This window comes from Vibrio sp. Isolate23, from assembly GCF_022398095.1.
Taxonomy (GTDB): Bacteria; Pseudomonadota; Gammaproteobacteria; order Enterobacterales; family Vibrionaceae; genus Vibrio; species Vibrio coralliilyticus_A.
This window is the reverse complement of record NZ_JAKEUV010000006.1, coordinates 54903-70611: the sequence shown is the minus strand read 5'-3', so window position 1 is coordinate 70611 and position 15709 is coordinate 54903. Positions and strand designations below refer to the sequence as shown.

Here is a 15709-nt window from a genome sequence, read left to right as displayed (position 1 = left end):
GCTTTCCATTCTTTATTGCTGTTTTTAGAAACTAACACCGAAAAACTCTTCAAACTTTTCGATAACAAAGTCCAAGTGATCTTGCCCTAGACCTGGATAGACACCAATCCAGAAAGTGTTATTCATGATCAAGTCTGTGTTAGTTAAATCACCGACCACTCGATAATGCACATTCTCAAAATACGGTTGGCGGGTCAGGTTACCGGCAAACAGAAGACGAGTACCAATCTTATATTGGTCCATGAACCTCAGCAGATCGACGCGATCAATACCTGAGTCTTCACGTATAGTAATTGGGAAACCAAACCAAGAAGGCTCTGAGTTCTCCGTCGCTTCTGGCAGAATAATAAACTCTTCACATGATGCTAAGCCATCACGTAAATACACATAGTTGTCCTTACGTTTTTGAACGAGCTCTTCTACTCTATCCATCTGAGCAAGGCCACATGCTGCCTGCATGTCGGTAATTTTCAAGTTGTAACCTAAATGAGAATAGGTGTACTTATGGTCATAACCATCAGGAAGTGAGCCTAGCTGCTGGTCAAAGCGCTTGCCACAAGTGTTGTCACAGCCCGGTGGACAATAGCAGTCACGCCCCCAATCACGAAAAGACTCTACTAACTTGCGTAGCTCTTTATCTTTTGTAAAAACAGCGCCTCCCTCACCCATGGTGATATGGTGAGCAGGATAAAAGCTGACGGTGGCAATATCACCAATCGTTCCAACCATTTGACCATTGTATGTTGAGCCTAAAGCATCACAACAATCTTCGATTAACCAAAGGTTGTACTTATCGGCAACACGACGAGCTTCGGTAAGGTCAAATGTATTACCCAAAGTGTGAGCCACCATGATTGCCTTAGTTTTCTCCGAAACGGCAGCTTCTATCATTTCTGGCTTAATTTGGTAGGTTGGAATATCGACATCAACAAATACAGGCACCAAGCCATTTTGGATCGTTGGGTTTACTGTCGTAGGGAAACCTGCAGCAACGGTAATCACTTCGTCACCAGGTTTTAGTTGACGTTCACCTAGTTTAGGGGATGTTAGTGCAGTTAACGCAAGAAGGTTAGCTGAAGAACCTGACGTCGTAGTCAACACATAAGGAACCCCCAAGTACTCTCCTAGGCGCTGCTCAAAAGCATCATTGAATCGACCTGTTGTTAACCAGCCATCAAGAGAGGCTTCAACCATTAATTGTAGTTCTCTTGCTCCAAGCACTTTACCTGAAGGAGGAACCACACTTTTTCCACCAACAAACTCTTTAGGTGCGTACTCTAGCTCTGCATATTGCTCTACAAGGTCTGCAATTTGAGCTCTTAATTGCTCTTTCGACATTATCTATTACCTGCTCTTGCGGTCATGTATTCTTTGATTTCATTTATCGTGTAGGACTTAATGTCTTCACCACTAAGCCAAGCTTTTTGCCAGCTTACAATTTTCTCCAGCGTCGTCTCTAGGCTCCAAACAGGTTGCCAGTTCAAGCGCATCTTTGCTTTAGAACAATCCAACTTTAGGTAATGAGCTTCATGAGGATGAACCTCTTGGCTCAAGAACCATTGAGCATCTTCACCCCACAACTGTGCTATTCGATTGACGATGTGCTCAACAGGTTGGGCATCTTCATCTCTAGGGCCAAAGTTCCATCCTTCGGCAAAGCTCGGGCCTTCTAAGTATAACTTTTCAGCGATAGCGATATAACCTGACAATGGCTCTAAAACATGCTGCCATGGTCGAATGGCGTAGGGGCTTCTGATCTCAACTTTCTTATTATTGGCAAATCCTTGAAGAATATCAGGGATAAGGCGGTCCTCAGCCCAGTCTCCACCACCGATCACGTTACCAGCTCGAACCGATGCGAGTGCACAGCCATGTTCTTGATACTTATCTGAGTTGAAGAAAGATTGACGATAAGATGAGGCCACCAATTCAGCACAGCCTTTGCTATTACTGTATGGGTCATACCCTCCCATGGGTTCATCTTCTCGGTAACCCCATACCCACTCACGGTTTTCATAACATTTATCGGAAGTGATATTGACGACCGATTTGACACCACCAACTTGTTTAATGGCTTCCAGGAGATACACGGTGCCCATAACGTTTGTCGAATAAGTTTCGATGGGTTCTTCATACGAAAGACGAACGAGAGGCTGAGCAGCCATATGGAAAACAATTTCAGGCTTAAAGTCGTGTATTGCCTGTCTTAAATGCGTAAAGTCGCGAATGTCTCCTTCTTGCGATGACATCCCCTCCCATACCTTTGCTTCTTCAAACAGGCTTGGGGTCGTTGGCGCTGGTAGAGAGTAACCTTGGACAACCGCCCCCATTTCTTGTAACCACAGAGACAGCCAACTTCCTTTAAAACCTGTATGGCCAGTGACAAAAACTCGCTTACCTGTCCAAAACTTAGGATTCATGCTTTACTCCCAAACTTTCCAAGGCGCTTTACCTGACTGCCAAAGGCTTTCAAGATACACCTTGTCACGCAATGTATCCATTGGCTGCCAAAAGCCATGGTGCTCAAAAGCCATCAGTTCGCCATCTTTCGCTAATTGATTTAAAGGGTACTGCTCCCAAACACAGTCATCACCATCAATGTAGTTCAATACCTCTGGTGAGAGAACAAAGAAGCCGCCGTTAATCATCGCCCCATCACCTTTGGGTTTTTCTTTAAAGCTCTGTACTTGGCCCTCTTTCATGTCCAAGGCACCAAAGCGACCAGGTGGAAACGTTGCCGTCAATGTTGCTTTCTTACCATGTGACTTATGAAATTTGATAGTTTCAGTAATATCAATATCACCGACACCATCGCCATAAGTAAAGCAGAAAGCCTCATCGTCCTTCAGGTAGTCTGCGACACGCCCTAAGCGTCCACCTGTCATAGAATTGTCACCTGTATCTACCAGTGTGACAGTCCAAGGCTCTGCACGCTTACGGTGAACCTTCATCTCATTATTTTGCATATCAAATGTAACATCAGACATATGCAGAAAGTAGTTAGCGAAATATTCTTTAATGACATAACCTTTATAGCCACAGCAAATAATGAATTCATTAATACCATGCGAGGAATACTGTTTCATGATGTGCCATAAGATCGGTTTTCCACCGATCTCAACCATTGGCTTAGGTTTTACAGAGGTTTCTTCACTTAGGCGCGTTCCTAAGCCGCCTGCGAGAATAACTGCTTTCATTACTATCTCCAGTTATTAGACGCTACTTTGCGGGAGTAAAGGCGTCCGAGTGAAAGTGTTTCAATGGTAAATTATGATCTGAGAATAATGCTTTGGCTGCTTCAATCATAGAAAGAGAACCGCATGCATATACATCATACGGTTCTAAATTGGCAATGTCCTCGATAACGGCATTTTGCACATAACCTACTCGACCTCCCCATTCTGGAGATCGAGATAAAACAGGGATAAAGCGGATGTGCTTGTTACCTTTCAGAAGTTTTATAAACGCCTCATCATAAATTTCATCTGGCGTTCTCATCCCCCAATAAATGGCAACATCCCTTTTATCATTATCGTGAATTAGTTGTTCGACCATGGCTTTTACAGGCGCAATTCCAGTCCCTGTCGCTAAGAAAACAATGGGCCGATTGGACGCTCTCACAAAGAATGTACCTTTAGGCCCTTCAATGCGCATCAACTGATTGGCTTTTAGGTCATTAAACAGAAGATCTGACATCTTGCCCTTAGGGACCTTACGAATATGCAGTTCTAACTCCTGACTATCAACCATTGCATTAGCAATTGAATAACTGCGTTTCACTCCCTTAAAAATGAGGTCTAGATACTGCCCCGGACGAAAAATGAAGTTAGCCGTGGGAGGAAAGCGAAACTTGATGATCAAGATATCCTCTGTAGGAAAAGTGATATTAGACACTTTACACGGCAGGGTTTGCTGTTTAATTGCGCTAAGTTCTGGATAGAATTCAGCTTCAAGGACCAAGTCCGATATGGCTTTAGACTGGCAGGTCAGAATAGTCCCAGAGTGTACTTTTTCACCAAGTTCATTCAGCACTTCTCCGGAAATAACCTTTGCTTCGCAGACACCACAATCTCCGTTTTTACAACTATGTTCCAGCGTGATCTCCTGCGATAGTGCATCATCTAATAAATTATCTTGGCTGCTGAAACGCACTCCTGAGGGAGAAAGGGTTATGTCATATTGCATCGGTTTTATGTATTAAATTACAAGAAAATAGGCCTACATTATAGTATTTAGGGCAAGACTGTGCGAGACGAAAAGCAACAATCAGGGGGTTATTTGGATTGATAACCAATCCACCTCACACCAATGAATATTGAGCTTACCGGCTTCCTTCTCAAACGACCTTTTCAGTCTATCCAAGTTGCTCTGCTTCCAGCCATTTCCTGCTTGCTGATAGCATTTATCAAAGTCAATTATCCACACTTTGTTCTGTTCATCTATCAGGATATTGTGAATATTAAGGTCGGTGTGATTGACTTGTGCATCATGCATCTTGCGAATTTCGCAGCCAATCTTCTGATACATTTCTGCCGGAAGTGGCTTTTCTATCAGAATAGAAACCAAATCTCGTGCATTGGGGATTTTCTCACTCAGAAGATCCGCTTGGTAAGTGAAGCCAGCTTTCACCGCTCGGGCAGCAATTGGCCTAGGCACGTTGACGCCAGCTTCAATCAAAGTATTTAGCAGCTGAAATTCCTGATAGCCGCGAGTTTTTTCCCAGCTTGAAAAGAGATAACTATCTTCCACTAGTTTTCCAAACAAACCACCGCGACGATAATGCCTGAGTGCCGCTTCGATAGTTTTCGTTTGCACAAACCAAGTGGTACCACGTCCTTGGGCGCTACCGATGACTTTACCGGCATTTTGCCAAAATTCAGCGTCAAACACCTGCTTAGGGTCTTCCTTAAGCAAGCTTTCGTCATACCAGATGGTTTGGTTGTCCAATTGCACGGTTTTCATGCGGTGGCTATCTCTGATTAAATTTCAGTGGTCATTTTACATTTATTGACTGCCTCTGCATAATCTTCACCATTGCTAGCCAAAAGAATTATTTATGAGCCTTTTTTCTTCTGCCCCTGACTCTTTGTGCATTCTGCGTTTATCTGCGATTGGTGATGTGTGTAATACCGTTGCGGCAGTGCAAGCCATTCAGCGGCAGTGGCCGCAGACCGACATTGTCTGGATCACAGGTAAGCTTGAAGCCAAGCTTATTGAAGGCATACCCGGTATTCGTGTGATTGTTTTTGACAAGAAGGAAGGCTGGCAGGGCTATAAAAAACTTTGGGCAGCATTAAAAGGGCAAAAATTCGATGCACTGCTGCACATGCAGTACGCATTTAGAGCTAGTATCGCCACTCTTGGCATTAAGGCGAAATACAAGCTCGGCTTTGATTCAGTCCGCAGTCAGGACTTCCAAACTCTGTTCACCAATGTCAAAGTGCCGTCACCAGATTCCATGCACGTTTTAGATGGATTGCTCGCCTTTGGCCACACACTTGGTGTTCAAGATATGAGCCCCGTCTGGACGCTTGAGTATTCAGATGAAGATCAACATTGGGCACAACAGCAATTGTCTGCCGACAAACGCAACTTGGTTGTCGTACCTGCGGCAAGTAAAGCCTACAAAAACTGGACAGTAGAAGGCTACGTCGAACTTATCCAGTACGCCGTCAATCAAGGCTGGCAGGTCACCTTAGCTGGTAGCCCTGCACAGGTAGAATTAGACCTAGCAAAGAAAATTGAGAACAAGCTGACATGTACAATCAACAATCAGGTCGGCCAAAGTTCGCTGAAGCAAATGCTGGCACTGTTAGACCAAGCTGATTTGGTGATCGCCCCCGACACTGGCCCTGCGCATATGGCCAATGCGGTCAATACACCGGTTATTGGCTTGTATGCCCACCATAATCCTGAACGCACTGGGCCTTATCAATATCGCCAATATGTGGTGTCTGCTTATAAAGAAGCAATTCAGGCTGAAACGGGGAAATCTGCAGCTCAGCTTAGCTGGCGTGCCCGTGTCAAAGACAAAAACGCCATGCAGCGCATTCAACCTCAGCAAGTCATCGCCATGTTTGATAAAGTAACCACAGAACTCCATTTAAAATAAATTCCGAGAGACTTCAGAGGTACCACAGTGAGTAAACCAACCATTGCCGTCGCACTTATCGTTAAGAACGAAGCGCAGCACCTGAAAGCTTGTTTAGAAACCGTTCACGACTGGGTAGACGAGATTGTGGTTCTGGACTCTGGAAGTACAGACAATACCGAACAGATTGCACGCAGTTTTACGGACAAGTTTTACGTCAACCCTGACTGGCCTGGCTTTGGCCCTCAACGTCGCTTAGCTCAGTCCTATGTTGAGTCGGATTACGTCCTGTGGTTAGATGCCGATGAGCGTGTCACTCCTGAGCTCAAGCAAAGTATTTTAGATTCAGTGAGTGCAAATAAGCCGGATACCATTTATCAAACGGCGCGTCTAAGCTGGGTGTTTGGACGCTATATTCGTCATTGCGGTTGGTACCCAGACCGTGTACTGCGCTTATACCCGACAAAGCTGACGCAGTACAATGACGCTCTGGTTCATGAAAAAGTCGAGGTGACGAAAACCATGAAAGTCGAAAACTTGAATGGCGACTTGATTCACTTCACCTATAACGACATGAATCACTACTTAGTGAAGTCGGCGGGCTATGCCAAAGCCTGGGCTGAACAGCGCGAGAAAAAAGGTAAGAAAAGCAGCATCTCACAAGGCATTTTGCACGCATTAGGCTGCTTCTTGAAAATGTATGTTGTTAAAGCCGGCTTTCTTGATGGCAAGCAAGGCTTCTTGCTCTCCCTACTTTCAGCACACTCTACTTTTGTGAAATATGCGGATCTGTGGATTCGCAGTGAAACAGACAAGATGCCAGATAAATTCTAATCTTTTCAATCCAGACAAAGGGCGATATTTCTATCGCCTTTTTTATTAATTCAGCTTACGGCTTATCCATGGTTGTAACTCTCTCGAGACCACATCTATATCAATTCTGGCCATATTTTCCTGACTGGCTTTATCTTCTGCCTCTGGTGGGCAAAAAGCGATATGGTTGCCTGCCGAGTTAATTGGTTTCCAGCGCAGCGGTGTCGCTGAACGCTTACTTGGAAAAAAGCCAACGGTCGGTACATCTATCGCCGCCGCGATATGCAAGGGCCCAGTAGAACCTGCAATAAACAAGTCGGCACAAGCAATAGAACAAGAGAAATCAACTAAACCATCGTTCTTGTCGTACACCACCGAGGCTCTGCCCTTTTCTTTCAGTAGGCTATGTAACTCAGCGGCTTTCTGTTCTTCTCCCGGCCCAGCGGTCAGTATAATTTCAAACGGCTCCGGCATATCGCAGATTAACTGAGTGTATTGCTGTAGAGATAAGTTATTGGCTGAACCACCGCTACCGGCATGAACGAACACCCATTGCTTCTCTACGTTCAAATTCAATTGTTGTGAGAGTTTGTGCTTTTGTTGCTGCAGATCGTCAACTGAGAAAGAGAGGTAAGGTGCGCCAAGCTCAATAACCGCTTGACCAATATCCGTTAAAAACGCACGCACTAAGTCCAGGTTGTATTCGTATTCCGGTTTTGCTGATTGTGAACGCTTTTGTTTGATACGCTTGTTGTAAAAGATCTGCGCCAACTTTGTCGCCGGAGCAAGACGGTAAGGAATTTTCGCTTTCCAGACCAATTTCGCGTTATATGTCGTAGAGAAAAGGTTGATGGATGCATCAAAGCGCTCCGCTTTTATTTGCTCAATCAAAGTCGATTGCGCCTGCTTAGAACCCTTCTTCGTTGGATCAACCAACACTTTATCAATCCAAGGACAAAGCTCTGCCAGGGCCACTGTGTAATTAGGTACCAGCGCTGTAATCTGACAATCCGGCATCGAAGCTTTCAGCATCGCGAAACTGGGCCAAGCCAGCATGAAGTCGCCTATCTTGTCGTTACGAACCACCAGTATCTTTTTCATTACTTTTCCCAACTCTCAATCTTTGCTCCCAATGATAACGGCTAAGTTGGGTAAATGTGAGCCTTTTTGTTACCATTAAGCGATATAAAAGAATCATTTGAGTAACTGACTGTGAGCAAAAAACGCCTTTCCCGAGTGATCTACCCAGGGACCTTTGATCCGATTACTAATGGCCATTTGGATCTAATCGAACGTGCGGCAGATATGTTTGATGAAGTGATCATTGCTGTTGCCGCCAGCCCAAGTAAGAACACCATGTTTACGTTAGAAGAGCGCGTAGCTTTTGCGCAGCAGGTGACTCAGCATTTGGACAATGTAAGCTCGAAGGGATTTTCGGGTTTGATGGTCGACTTTGCCAAGCAAGAACATGCCAATGTTCTTATTCGTGGTTTACGAACCACCGTCGACTTTGAGTATGAATTTGGTTTAACTAATATGTATCGTAGACTGATGCCCGGATTAGAAAGCGTTTTCCTCACACCCGCAGAAGAGCATGCATTTATCTCCTCGACCATAGTCCGTGAAGTGGCTATTCATGGAGGGGATGTCACCAACTTTGTGCCTAAAGCGGTCGCTGAGGCATTGAAAAACAAAGCGAAGGTTTAAAAAGGCGAGCATATAGCTCGCCAATTTATAAATCACAATTCGTAGTATTTTTTGTACCATTCAACAAAAGCATTTACACCTTCTTTCACTTTTACTTTTGGTACATAGCCAGTAGCTTCAAATAGATCTTCAGTTTCAGCGTATGTCGCATAAACATCTCCCGGCTGCATTGGCATGTAATTCTTCTTAGCTTCAATACCTAAAGACGTTTCCAGAGATTCAATAAAGTCCATTAATTTTACAGGGCTACCATGACCAATGTTAAATATCTTATATGGAGCAGAACTTGTTGCTGGCGAACCTGATTCCACCGACCAATTATTTGATTTAATTGGAACAATATCTTGTATACGGACAATGCCTTCAACAATATCGTCAATATAAGTGAAATCACGACGCATATCACCATTGTTATAAACGTCAATTGTCTCCCCATTCACAATTGCCTTAGTGAACTTAAACAAAGCCATATCGGGCCGTCCCCATGGCCCATAAACTGTAAAGAACCTGAGACCTGTCGTTGGAACGCCGTATAGATGGGAGTAGGTATGAGCCATCAATTCATTCGATTTTTTGGTTGCAGCATAGAGTGAAATTGGATGATCTACCGAATCCGAGGTACTAAACGGCATTTTTTGATTAAGTCCATACACTGAACTAGATGAGGCATAAACGAGATGCTCAATCTTATTATGTCGGCACCCCTCTAGAATAGTAAGGTGACCAACTAAGTTGCTATCCGCATATGACATTGGGTTATCAATCGAGTAGCGAACCCCAGCTTGAGCAGCCAAGTGAATTACACGATCGAACTTTTCCTGACTAAACAGATTTGCAATACCGTCGCGATCGGCAAGGTCCATCTCTAAAAACTTGAAATTTTCATGCTGAATGCGCTCTAGACGGTCATGCTTTAGCGATACTTGGTAATAATCATTAAGGTTATCAATACCTACAACACAGTGACCAGCTTCACACAACTTTTCCGTTACTGCAGACCCAATAAAACCTGCTGCACCCGTTACTAAATACTTCATCTATAATTCTCAAATCTACTTAATTACTCAAAGTCTAACGACTAGGACGCATAACTGCTAGTCATTAAAAATTAACCTAGGTTCAATTTTTTATAACTGACACTTACAACAAAAAAACGTATTGCGCTGACCGATTTTCTGCTCTTCAATCTCTTCCCCACAGCTAGGGCAAGCTTCACCTGCTTTGCCATAAATTTTCAGCTCTTGAGCAAAATAGCCCGGTTTACCATCCGCCTGAGCAAAATCTTTTAATGTCGTCCCGCCCTGCTTAATGGCCGTATCGAGCACCTGTTTAATCTCTTTAACCAAACGTTGCCACTCTTTCGCCGTTAGTGTGCCTGCTGCTCGTGTCGGATGGATACGTGCACTAAACAATGACTCATTGGCGTAGATATTTCCTACACCAACTACGACTTTGTTATCCATAATGAACTGCTTCACAGATACACGCTTATTAACAGCTTTGTGAGCAATATATTGCGCATTAAAGTCTTCTGTTAGAGGCTCTGGTCCCATCCGGCCCAACGCATCATGTTCACCATCTTCAGTCCACAACCAAGCCCCGAAGCGTCTTGGGTCGTTATAGCGTAATACCTTGCCATTGGTCAGTTTCAGATCGACGTGATCGTGTTTCCCCGGCTCCATGTCTGCATCCAGTACACGCAACGATCCTGACATCCCCAAATGGACAATCGCGCTGCCTACATCGGTTTCAATTAGCAAATATTTTGCACGACGAGAAATACTGCGGATCACCTGACCTTCCATCTTCTTTAGCTCATGCGGGATATCCCAACGCAGCTTAGGGGTACGAAAAGTCAGCTTGGCAACAGTTTGTCCAGCCAGATGAGGGGTGATCCCCATACGGCTGACTTCAACTTCAGGTAATTCAGGCATAGTGGTTAAGCAATTAATAATTCTGGGCGTCTAAGGTAGCAGATATTCCGGAGCAACTGAAACAGCGATCCATTGATCCTGCCAGTTTTTCAGCAGCCAAAATTGCGGCGTTTGGTAGAAGGTGATCCTTTGAGGCTCTTCCTGATCACGATACCAGACTTCAATCGTCTGCGGTGCGGACAATTGAGGCTTTAAGCTATCAAACGTTTTCTGGTCTACTTCGGTCCCGACGAGACCCACCCAGCGCTCAATCAATTCCTGCGCAGCAAGGTGGCTTTGCTGAGTCAGAACCCATTCACCATTTACGAATTCCAACGACCAGTCAGAAAAATGCAGAGCTTTCAATTCTGCGGAGGGGTTGAGCAAATAAGGGTAAGGGCTAACTTCAGCGGTCGTTTGGTCGTCAATCAAATAGGTTTTGATGATAGTCGGCAAATTGAGAATCGCGATAAACGCGATAATGCCCAATATCATGATGTTATTCCAGCGACGGCGTCGTGAGGTAGAAACACGCATGAATTTATACTTCCCTAAAGATAACTACAAGAAAGGTAGCAGAAAATAGCAAAGGGGGGAATGAAACAGAGGGGAACAACGGTTGGTTGCTATTAGGATAACAGGCAATAAAAAACCCAGCGAGAACGCTGGGTTTCAAATACAGACTTCTGTTTAAGAAGCTTCAAAGAAGAATCAATTACTTGATTTTCGCTTCTTTGTACATAACGTGCTGGCGAACAACTGGATCAAACTTTTTGATCTCAAATTTGCCTGGCATGTTACGTTTGTTCTTGTCAGTAGTGTAGAAGTGACCAGTACCTGCAGAAGATACTAGACGGATTTTCTCACGTACGCCTTTCTTTGCCATTGCCTATTTCCTCTTAAACGTTTTCGCCGTTTGCGCGAATGTCAACAAGAACAGCATCAATGCCCTTCTTATCGATGATACGCATACCTTTAGCAGATAGACGTAGTTTAACAAAACGTTTTTCGCTCTCTACCCAGAAACGATGAGTTTGTAGGTTCGGCAGAAAACGACGCTTAGTAGCATTGCGTGCGTGTGAACGGTTGTTACCCGTTACTGGACGCTTACCAGTTACTTGGCATACTCGTGACATGAATGTCTTCTCCAAAATCGTTTCAGCTCGATATCAACCTTGGTGGCCGAACCTCTCTAGTTCTCTAAGAAGAATTTCGAGGTCTTATACCGCTATGGAAACCCATACAAGGCTATCAAAGGTCGCGCATTATACTAACTTGACTAGCATTGCTCAAGACCCGAACAGATCCTTTTTCAAGGTTTTCGTGATCTTTTTTAGGCAGAGCTGATAATAGTTCAAAAAATGTCGGGGGATTGTAGCAGAATTCGCGCAACTCACAACAAATAATGTGATTTAAATCCATCCACGCTCTGCAAAGGAGACCACCTCTCCATCTCCGACGACGAAATGGTCGAGAATTCGAATATCCACTAGCGCCAATGCATCACTGATTCGCTGAGTAATTCTACGGTCGGCTTGGCTTGGTTCCGCAATCCCTGATGGGTGGTTATGAGCAAGAATCAACGCTGCCGAGTTAAACTCTAATGCCCGTTTGACAACTTCTCTTGGATAAACAGACGCTGCATCAATCGTACCTTCGAACATCACTTCGTCTTTAATTACCCGGTGCTGATTATCGAGAAACAAAATATAGAAAGCTTCACGCTGGCGATCGCGCAGCATACTCAAAAGGTAAAGTTTGGTTTGTTGCGGGCTGGTCAGAGACTCCCCTCGCTGTAAGGTTTCACTCAAATAGCGCTGTGTCATCTCAAGTACCGCTTGAAGCTGGACATATTTCGCCTCACCGAGCCCTTTATGCTGGCAGAACTCTTCTTTGCTCGCAGCGAATAAACTTCGTAACGAACCCAGCTCTTTGAGTAGTTTGTCTGACAGCTGAAGAACATTCATGCCCTGAGTACCGGTACGCAAGAAAATCGCCAGCAATTCAGCATCGGTAAGTGACTGCGGGCCTCTGGTTAACAGCTTTTCTCTCGGCATTGACTCACGAGGTAACATAGTTAGAACACACCCTTCTACGGTAAACACAGTGCCTCTAGCTTAAACAAGCTTGTCATCAAGCTCGTGCGCTGAAACTTTATCTTCGAAGTAGTGAAAGATTTTCTGTAAATAATAGGTATATAAAGAAGCAAAAAATAAAAAAGCAAAAACGTGCTGAATCTGCAACAACACTTTCCATTTCTAGAGTCTCTAATTGCTGCGTGGTAATCTACCCCCAGTATTTTTTAAGGATGATCATCATGCAAACACTCGCGGGCAAAAAGATCCTACTTGGTATCGGTGGTGGTATTGCCGCTTATAAATGTGCCGACCTAACACGTCGTCTGATTGAACGTGGCGCTGAAGTTCAGGTTGTTATGACCAAAGCAGCAAAAGAGTTCATTACCCCCTTAACGATGCAGGCAGTCTCTGGTCGCCCAGTATCCGACAGCTTATTAGATCCAGCGGCAGAAGCCTCTATGGGCCATATTGAGCTGGCAAAATGGGCGGATTTGGTCTTACTCGCTCCCGCAACGGCAGATCTGATCGCACGAATGGCTGCGGGCATGGGCAATGATTTGCTGACCACACTGGTCCTTGCAACCGATGCTCCAATTGCAGTCTCTCCGGCCATGAACCAGCAGATGTATCGCAATCCAGCCACACAAGAAAATATCGCGACGTTAAAAAGGCGTGGCATGCATATTTGGGGGCCCGCTGCTGGTGAGCAAGCTTGTGGTGATATTGGCCCTGGCCGCATGTTAGAGCCGATGCAGTTAGTTGACTTATGTGAACGTTTTTGGGGCGACAAACCTCTTAGCGGTAAATCGATATTGATTTCTGCCGGTCCAACCCGCGAAGCTATTGATCCGGTACGCTACATTACCAATCATAGCTCAGGGAAAATGGGCTTTTCATTAGCAGAAGCGGCAGCTCAGCTCGGTGCGACGGTCACGTTAGTCGCTGGCCCAGTGACTCTTCCAACGCCAGTCGGGTCACAACGCATTGATGTTTCCAGCGCAGAAGACATGTACAACGCTGTCATGGATAAAGCTTGTGAACATGATGTTTTCATTAGCTGTGCCGCTGTAGCGGATTATCGCCCACAAACAGTGGCTGAGCAGAAAATTAAGAAGACGGATGACAGCGATCAAATGACCATCGCTATGGTTAAAAACCCAGATATTGTCGCGTCCGTTGCCAGTATGACTCAGCAGCGTCCCTTTACCGTCGGTTTCGCTGCAGAAACGCAAGATGTGGAACATTACGCGCGAACTAAGCTGACCAAGAAAAATCTCGATATGATTTGTGCCAACGATGTCTCAGTAGAAGGACAAGGCTTCAACAGCAACGACAATGCGATTAACCTATACTGGAAAGATGGTGAGCAATCACTTACCCTTGCATCAAAACAACAAATTGCGAAGCAGATACTTACAATTATCGCCGCAAAGTTAGACAATTAAGTCGCTATTCTAACAATCAGAAATTCGTCTATTCCGTCCACCTTAGCTTAGTAAGGTGGACGAATGCCTGTGTTTATGGGCATCAACAGTGGTAACAAAAGGAACTCGTTCATGGCCGGAACAAGAAAAAGTAATCGCCGGGAAGAAATCTTACAAGCACTTGCTCAAATGTTGGAATCCAACGATGGTGGCTCTCGTATCACCACCGCCAAACTTGCCAAGCATGTTGGAGTCTCGGAGGCGGCGTTATATCGTCATTTCCCCAGTAAAGCTCGCATGTTTGAAGGCCTGATCGAGTTCATTGAAGAGTCCTTAATGTCACGTATTAACCGTATTCTGGATGAAGAAAAAGACACGCTGACACGTATACGATTAGTTCTCCAGTTGATTCTAGCGTTTGCTGAGCGTAACCCTGGCCTAACCCGTATTCTTTCAGGACACGCATTGATGTTCGAGAATGAACGCCTACGTGATCGCATCAATCAATTGTTTGAACGCATTGAAACGTCCATCCGTCAGATCTTGCGTGAGCGCAAGCTGAGAGAAGGCAAATCCTTCCCTGTCGACGAGACCATTCTGGCAACGCAGTTACTCGGTCAGGTGGAAGGTAGCTTGAACCGTTTTGTGCGTTCAGACTTTAAATATCAACCAACAGCCAATTTTGAACAATACTGGTCACTCTTAAGTGCACAGATCAAGTAATCACTATGAGCAAAAAAAATAGCGTCGAAAAGCCTCAATTTACACTAGCCCTGCTCCACCCCAAATATTGGGGGGTTTGGTTTGGGTTTGGTTTGTTGGCTCTGACAGTCAACCTTCTACCTTATGCGGTACTGCTTAAAATAGGCCGAGGCATCGGAGCGATCGGTATGAAGCTGGGTAAATCCCGGGTAAAGATCGCTAAGCGTAATCTTGAACTGGCCTTTCCGGAGATGGAAGAGACAGAAGTCGAGCGCATGGTCGTAGAAAACTTCAAAAATACTGGTATGGCTTTGATTGAGACAGGCATCACTTGGTTTTGGCCGACGTGGCGTTTCAAACGTATTTTGATTGCGAAAGATATCGAAGAGCTAAAGAGACTCAATGACGAAGGTAAAGGTGTACTACTTTGCTGCGTGCATGCCCTCAATTTGGAAATTACCGCGCGAGCTTTTGGTGTACTTGGCCTACCGGGTTATGGCGCTTACCGCCCCCACACAAACCCGGCTTACGAGTTCATCCAATATAGAGGACGCACACGTAACGGCAACCAACTCATTTATCGTCGTGATCTTAAACAGATGGTACGCGTGTTGCGCCAAGGCCATCGCCTGTTCTACCTACCAGATCAGGACTACGGCCATAACAAATCTGTGTTCGTGCCTTTCTTTGCCGTCGAAGAAGCCTGTACAACGACAGGAACCAGCATCCTTGCTTACACTAGTAAGAGTGCCATCGTTCCAGGTTCTGGATTCCGTAACCGAAACGGCAAGTACGAAATCATGGCCGATAAGTCTATCGACCAAGATTTTCCACAAAAAGATGAAACGGCGGCCGCAGCCTACATGAATAAATTCGTCGAAGAGATTATCATGCGCGCTCCGGAACAGTGGATGTGGCTACACAAGCGTTTTAAGTCGATGCCAGACCACTCTCTCACTAACTCAAGATATCAATAACATA

The 15709-nt window shown here is 45.0% G+C and carries 18 protein-coding genes; 6 read left to right on the top strand and 12 right to left on the bottom strand.

Features of this window, described 5'->3' with window-relative positions; translation table 11 throughout:
• Positions 1-24: 24 nt before the first annotated feature.
• The 5 genes from rfbH to L1D31_RS15165 all read right to left on the bottom strand — a co-directional run bounded on the left by rfbH (position 25) and on the right by L1D31_RS15165 (position 4962).
• Positions 25-1338: a lipopolysaccharide biosynthesis protein RfbH gene (rfbH, locus tag L1D31_RS15185; RefSeq protein ID WP_239837922.1), complete on the bottom strand. Its 1314-nt coding sequence runs from the start codon at positions 1336-1338 to the stop codon at positions 25-27.
• Positions 1338-2420 carry a CDP-glucose 4,6-dehydratase gene (gene rfbG, locus L1D31_RS15180; protein WP_239837921.1) on the bottom strand — a complete coding sequence of 361 codons (1083 nt, stop codon included), beginning with the start codon at positions 2418-2420 and terminating at the stop codon, positions 1338-1340. Before rfbG ends, rfbH begins: the two co-directional genes overlap by 1 nt.
• Before the next feature lie 3 nt (positions 2421-2423).
• A complete protein-coding gene (gene rfbF, locus L1D31_RS15175; protein WP_239837920.1) occupies positions 2424-3197 on the bottom strand; it encodes a glucose-1-phosphate cytidylyltransferase in 774 nt (257 codons plus the stop codon).
• 22 nt (positions 3198-3219) lie between these two features.
• Positions 3220-4185 (bottom strand): FAD-binding oxidoreductase, encoded by a 966-nt coding sequence (locus tag L1D31_RS15170; protein ID WP_239837919.1) that lies wholly within the window; start codon positions 4183-4185, stop codon positions 3220-3222.
• An 81-nt stretch (positions 4186-4266) separates the two neighbouring features.
• Positions 4267-4962 carry a 3-deoxy-D-manno-octulosonic acid kinase gene (locus tag L1D31_RS15165; protein ID WP_239837918.1) on the bottom strand — a complete coding sequence of 232 codons (696 nt, stop codon included), beginning with the start codon at positions 4960-4962 and terminating at the stop codon, positions 4267-4269.
• 94 nt (positions 4963-5056) lie between these two features.
• Here L1D31_RS15165 and L1D31_RS15160 point away from each other — a divergent pair, with 94 nt between their 5' ends.
• Together L1D31_RS15160 and L1D31_RS15155 are read left to right on the top strand one after the other, a co-directional pair.
• Complete coding sequence (locus L1D31_RS15160; protein WP_239837917.1) at positions 5057-6112, top strand: glycosyltransferase family 9 protein; 1056 nt, start codon at positions 5057-5059, stop codon at positions 6110-6112.
• A gap of 27 nt (positions 6113-6139) precedes the next feature.
• The gene (locus tag L1D31_RS15155; RefSeq protein ID WP_239837916.1) at positions 6140-6925 is read left to right on the top strand and encodes a glycosyltransferase family 2 protein; all 786 of its coding nucleotides are present in this window, start codon (positions 6140-6142) and stop codon (positions 6923-6925) included.
• A 45-nt stretch (positions 6926-6970) separates the two neighbouring features.
• On the opposite strand, the gene L1D31_RS15150 is transcribed toward L1D31_RS15155, so the two are convergent.
• On the bottom strand, positions 6971-8005 hold the full coding sequence (locus tag L1D31_RS15150; RefSeq protein ID WP_239837915.1) for a glycosyltransferase family 9 protein: 1035 nt from the start codon (positions 8003-8005) through the stop codon (positions 6971-6973).
• Between the two features lie 111 nt (positions 8006-8116).
• Between L1D31_RS15150 and coaD the strand changes: the two genes are divergently transcribed.
• Positions 8117-8611 carry a pantetheine-phosphate adenylyltransferase gene (gene coaD / locus L1D31_RS15145; protein WP_239837914.1) on the top strand — a complete coding sequence of 165 codons (495 nt, stop codon included), beginning with the start codon at positions 8117-8119 and terminating at the stop codon, positions 8609-8611.
• Between the two features lie 32 nt (positions 8612-8643).
• On the opposite strand, the gene L1D31_RS15140 is transcribed toward coaD, so the two are convergent.
• From L1D31_RS15140 to radC, 6 genes are all read right to left on the bottom strand, one after another.
• A complete protein-coding gene (locus L1D31_RS15140; RefSeq protein ID WP_239837913.1) occupies positions 8644-9648 on the bottom strand; it encodes an NAD-dependent epimerase in 1005 nt (334 codons plus the stop codon).
• 90 nt (positions 9649-9738) lie between these two features.
• The gene (mutM, locus tag L1D31_RS15135; protein WP_239837912.1) at positions 9739-10545 is read right to left on the bottom strand and encodes a bifunctional DNA-formamidopyrimidine glycosylase/DNA-(apurinic or apyrimidinic site) lyase; all 807 of its coding nucleotides are present in this window, start codon (positions 10543-10545) and stop codon (positions 9739-9741) included.
• 30 nt (positions 10546-10575) lie between these two features.
• Complete coding sequence (locus tag L1D31_RS15130; RefSeq protein WP_239837911.1) at positions 10576-11061, bottom strand: hypothetical protein; 486 nt, start codon at positions 11059-11061, stop codon at positions 10576-10578.
• 178 nt (positions 11062-11239) lie between these two features.
• Positions 11240-11410, bottom strand: a complete 171-nt coding sequence (rpmG, locus tag L1D31_RS15125; protein ID WP_004410866.1) for a 50S ribosomal protein L33 — start codon at positions 11408-11410, stop codon at positions 11240-11242.
• A 13-nt stretch (positions 11411-11423) separates the two neighbouring features.
• Positions 11424-11660, bottom strand: coding sequence for a 50S ribosomal protein L28 (rpmB, locus tag L1D31_RS15120; RefSeq protein ID WP_004410867.1), 237 nt, complete (start codon positions 11658-11660; stop codon positions 11424-11426).
• 276 nt (positions 11661-11936) lie between these two features.
• Positions 11937-12599, bottom strand: a complete 663-nt coding sequence (gene radC, locus L1D31_RS15115) for a DNA repair protein RadC (protein ID WP_239838079.1) — start codon at positions 12597-12599, stop codon at positions 11937-11939.
• A gap of 242 nt (positions 12600-12841) precedes the next feature.
• Here radC and coaBC point away from each other — a divergent pair, with 242 nt between their 5' ends.
• The 3 genes from coaBC to L1D31_RS15100 all read left to right on the top strand — a co-directional run bounded on the left by coaBC (position 12842) and on the right by L1D31_RS15100 (position 15705).
• On the top strand, positions 12842-14047 hold the full coding sequence (gene coaBC / locus L1D31_RS15110; protein ID WP_239837910.1) for a bifunctional phosphopantothenoylcysteine decarboxylase/phosphopantothenate--cysteine ligase CoaBC: 1206 nt from the start codon (positions 12842-12844) through the stop codon (positions 14045-14047).
• A 111-nt stretch (positions 14048-14158) separates the two neighbouring features.
• Positions 14159-14749, top strand: a complete 591-nt coding sequence (slmA, locus tag L1D31_RS15105; protein ID WP_239837909.1) for a nucleoid occlusion factor SlmA — start codon at positions 14159-14161, stop codon at positions 14747-14749.
• Between the two features lie 5 nt (positions 14750-14754).
• Positions 14755-15705: a Kdo(2)-lipid IV(A) acyltransferase gene (locus tag L1D31_RS15100; protein WP_239837908.1), complete on the top strand. Its 951-nt coding sequence runs from the start codon at positions 14755-14757 to the stop codon at positions 15703-15705.
• The last annotated feature ends 4 nt before the right edge of the window (positions 15706-15709 follow it).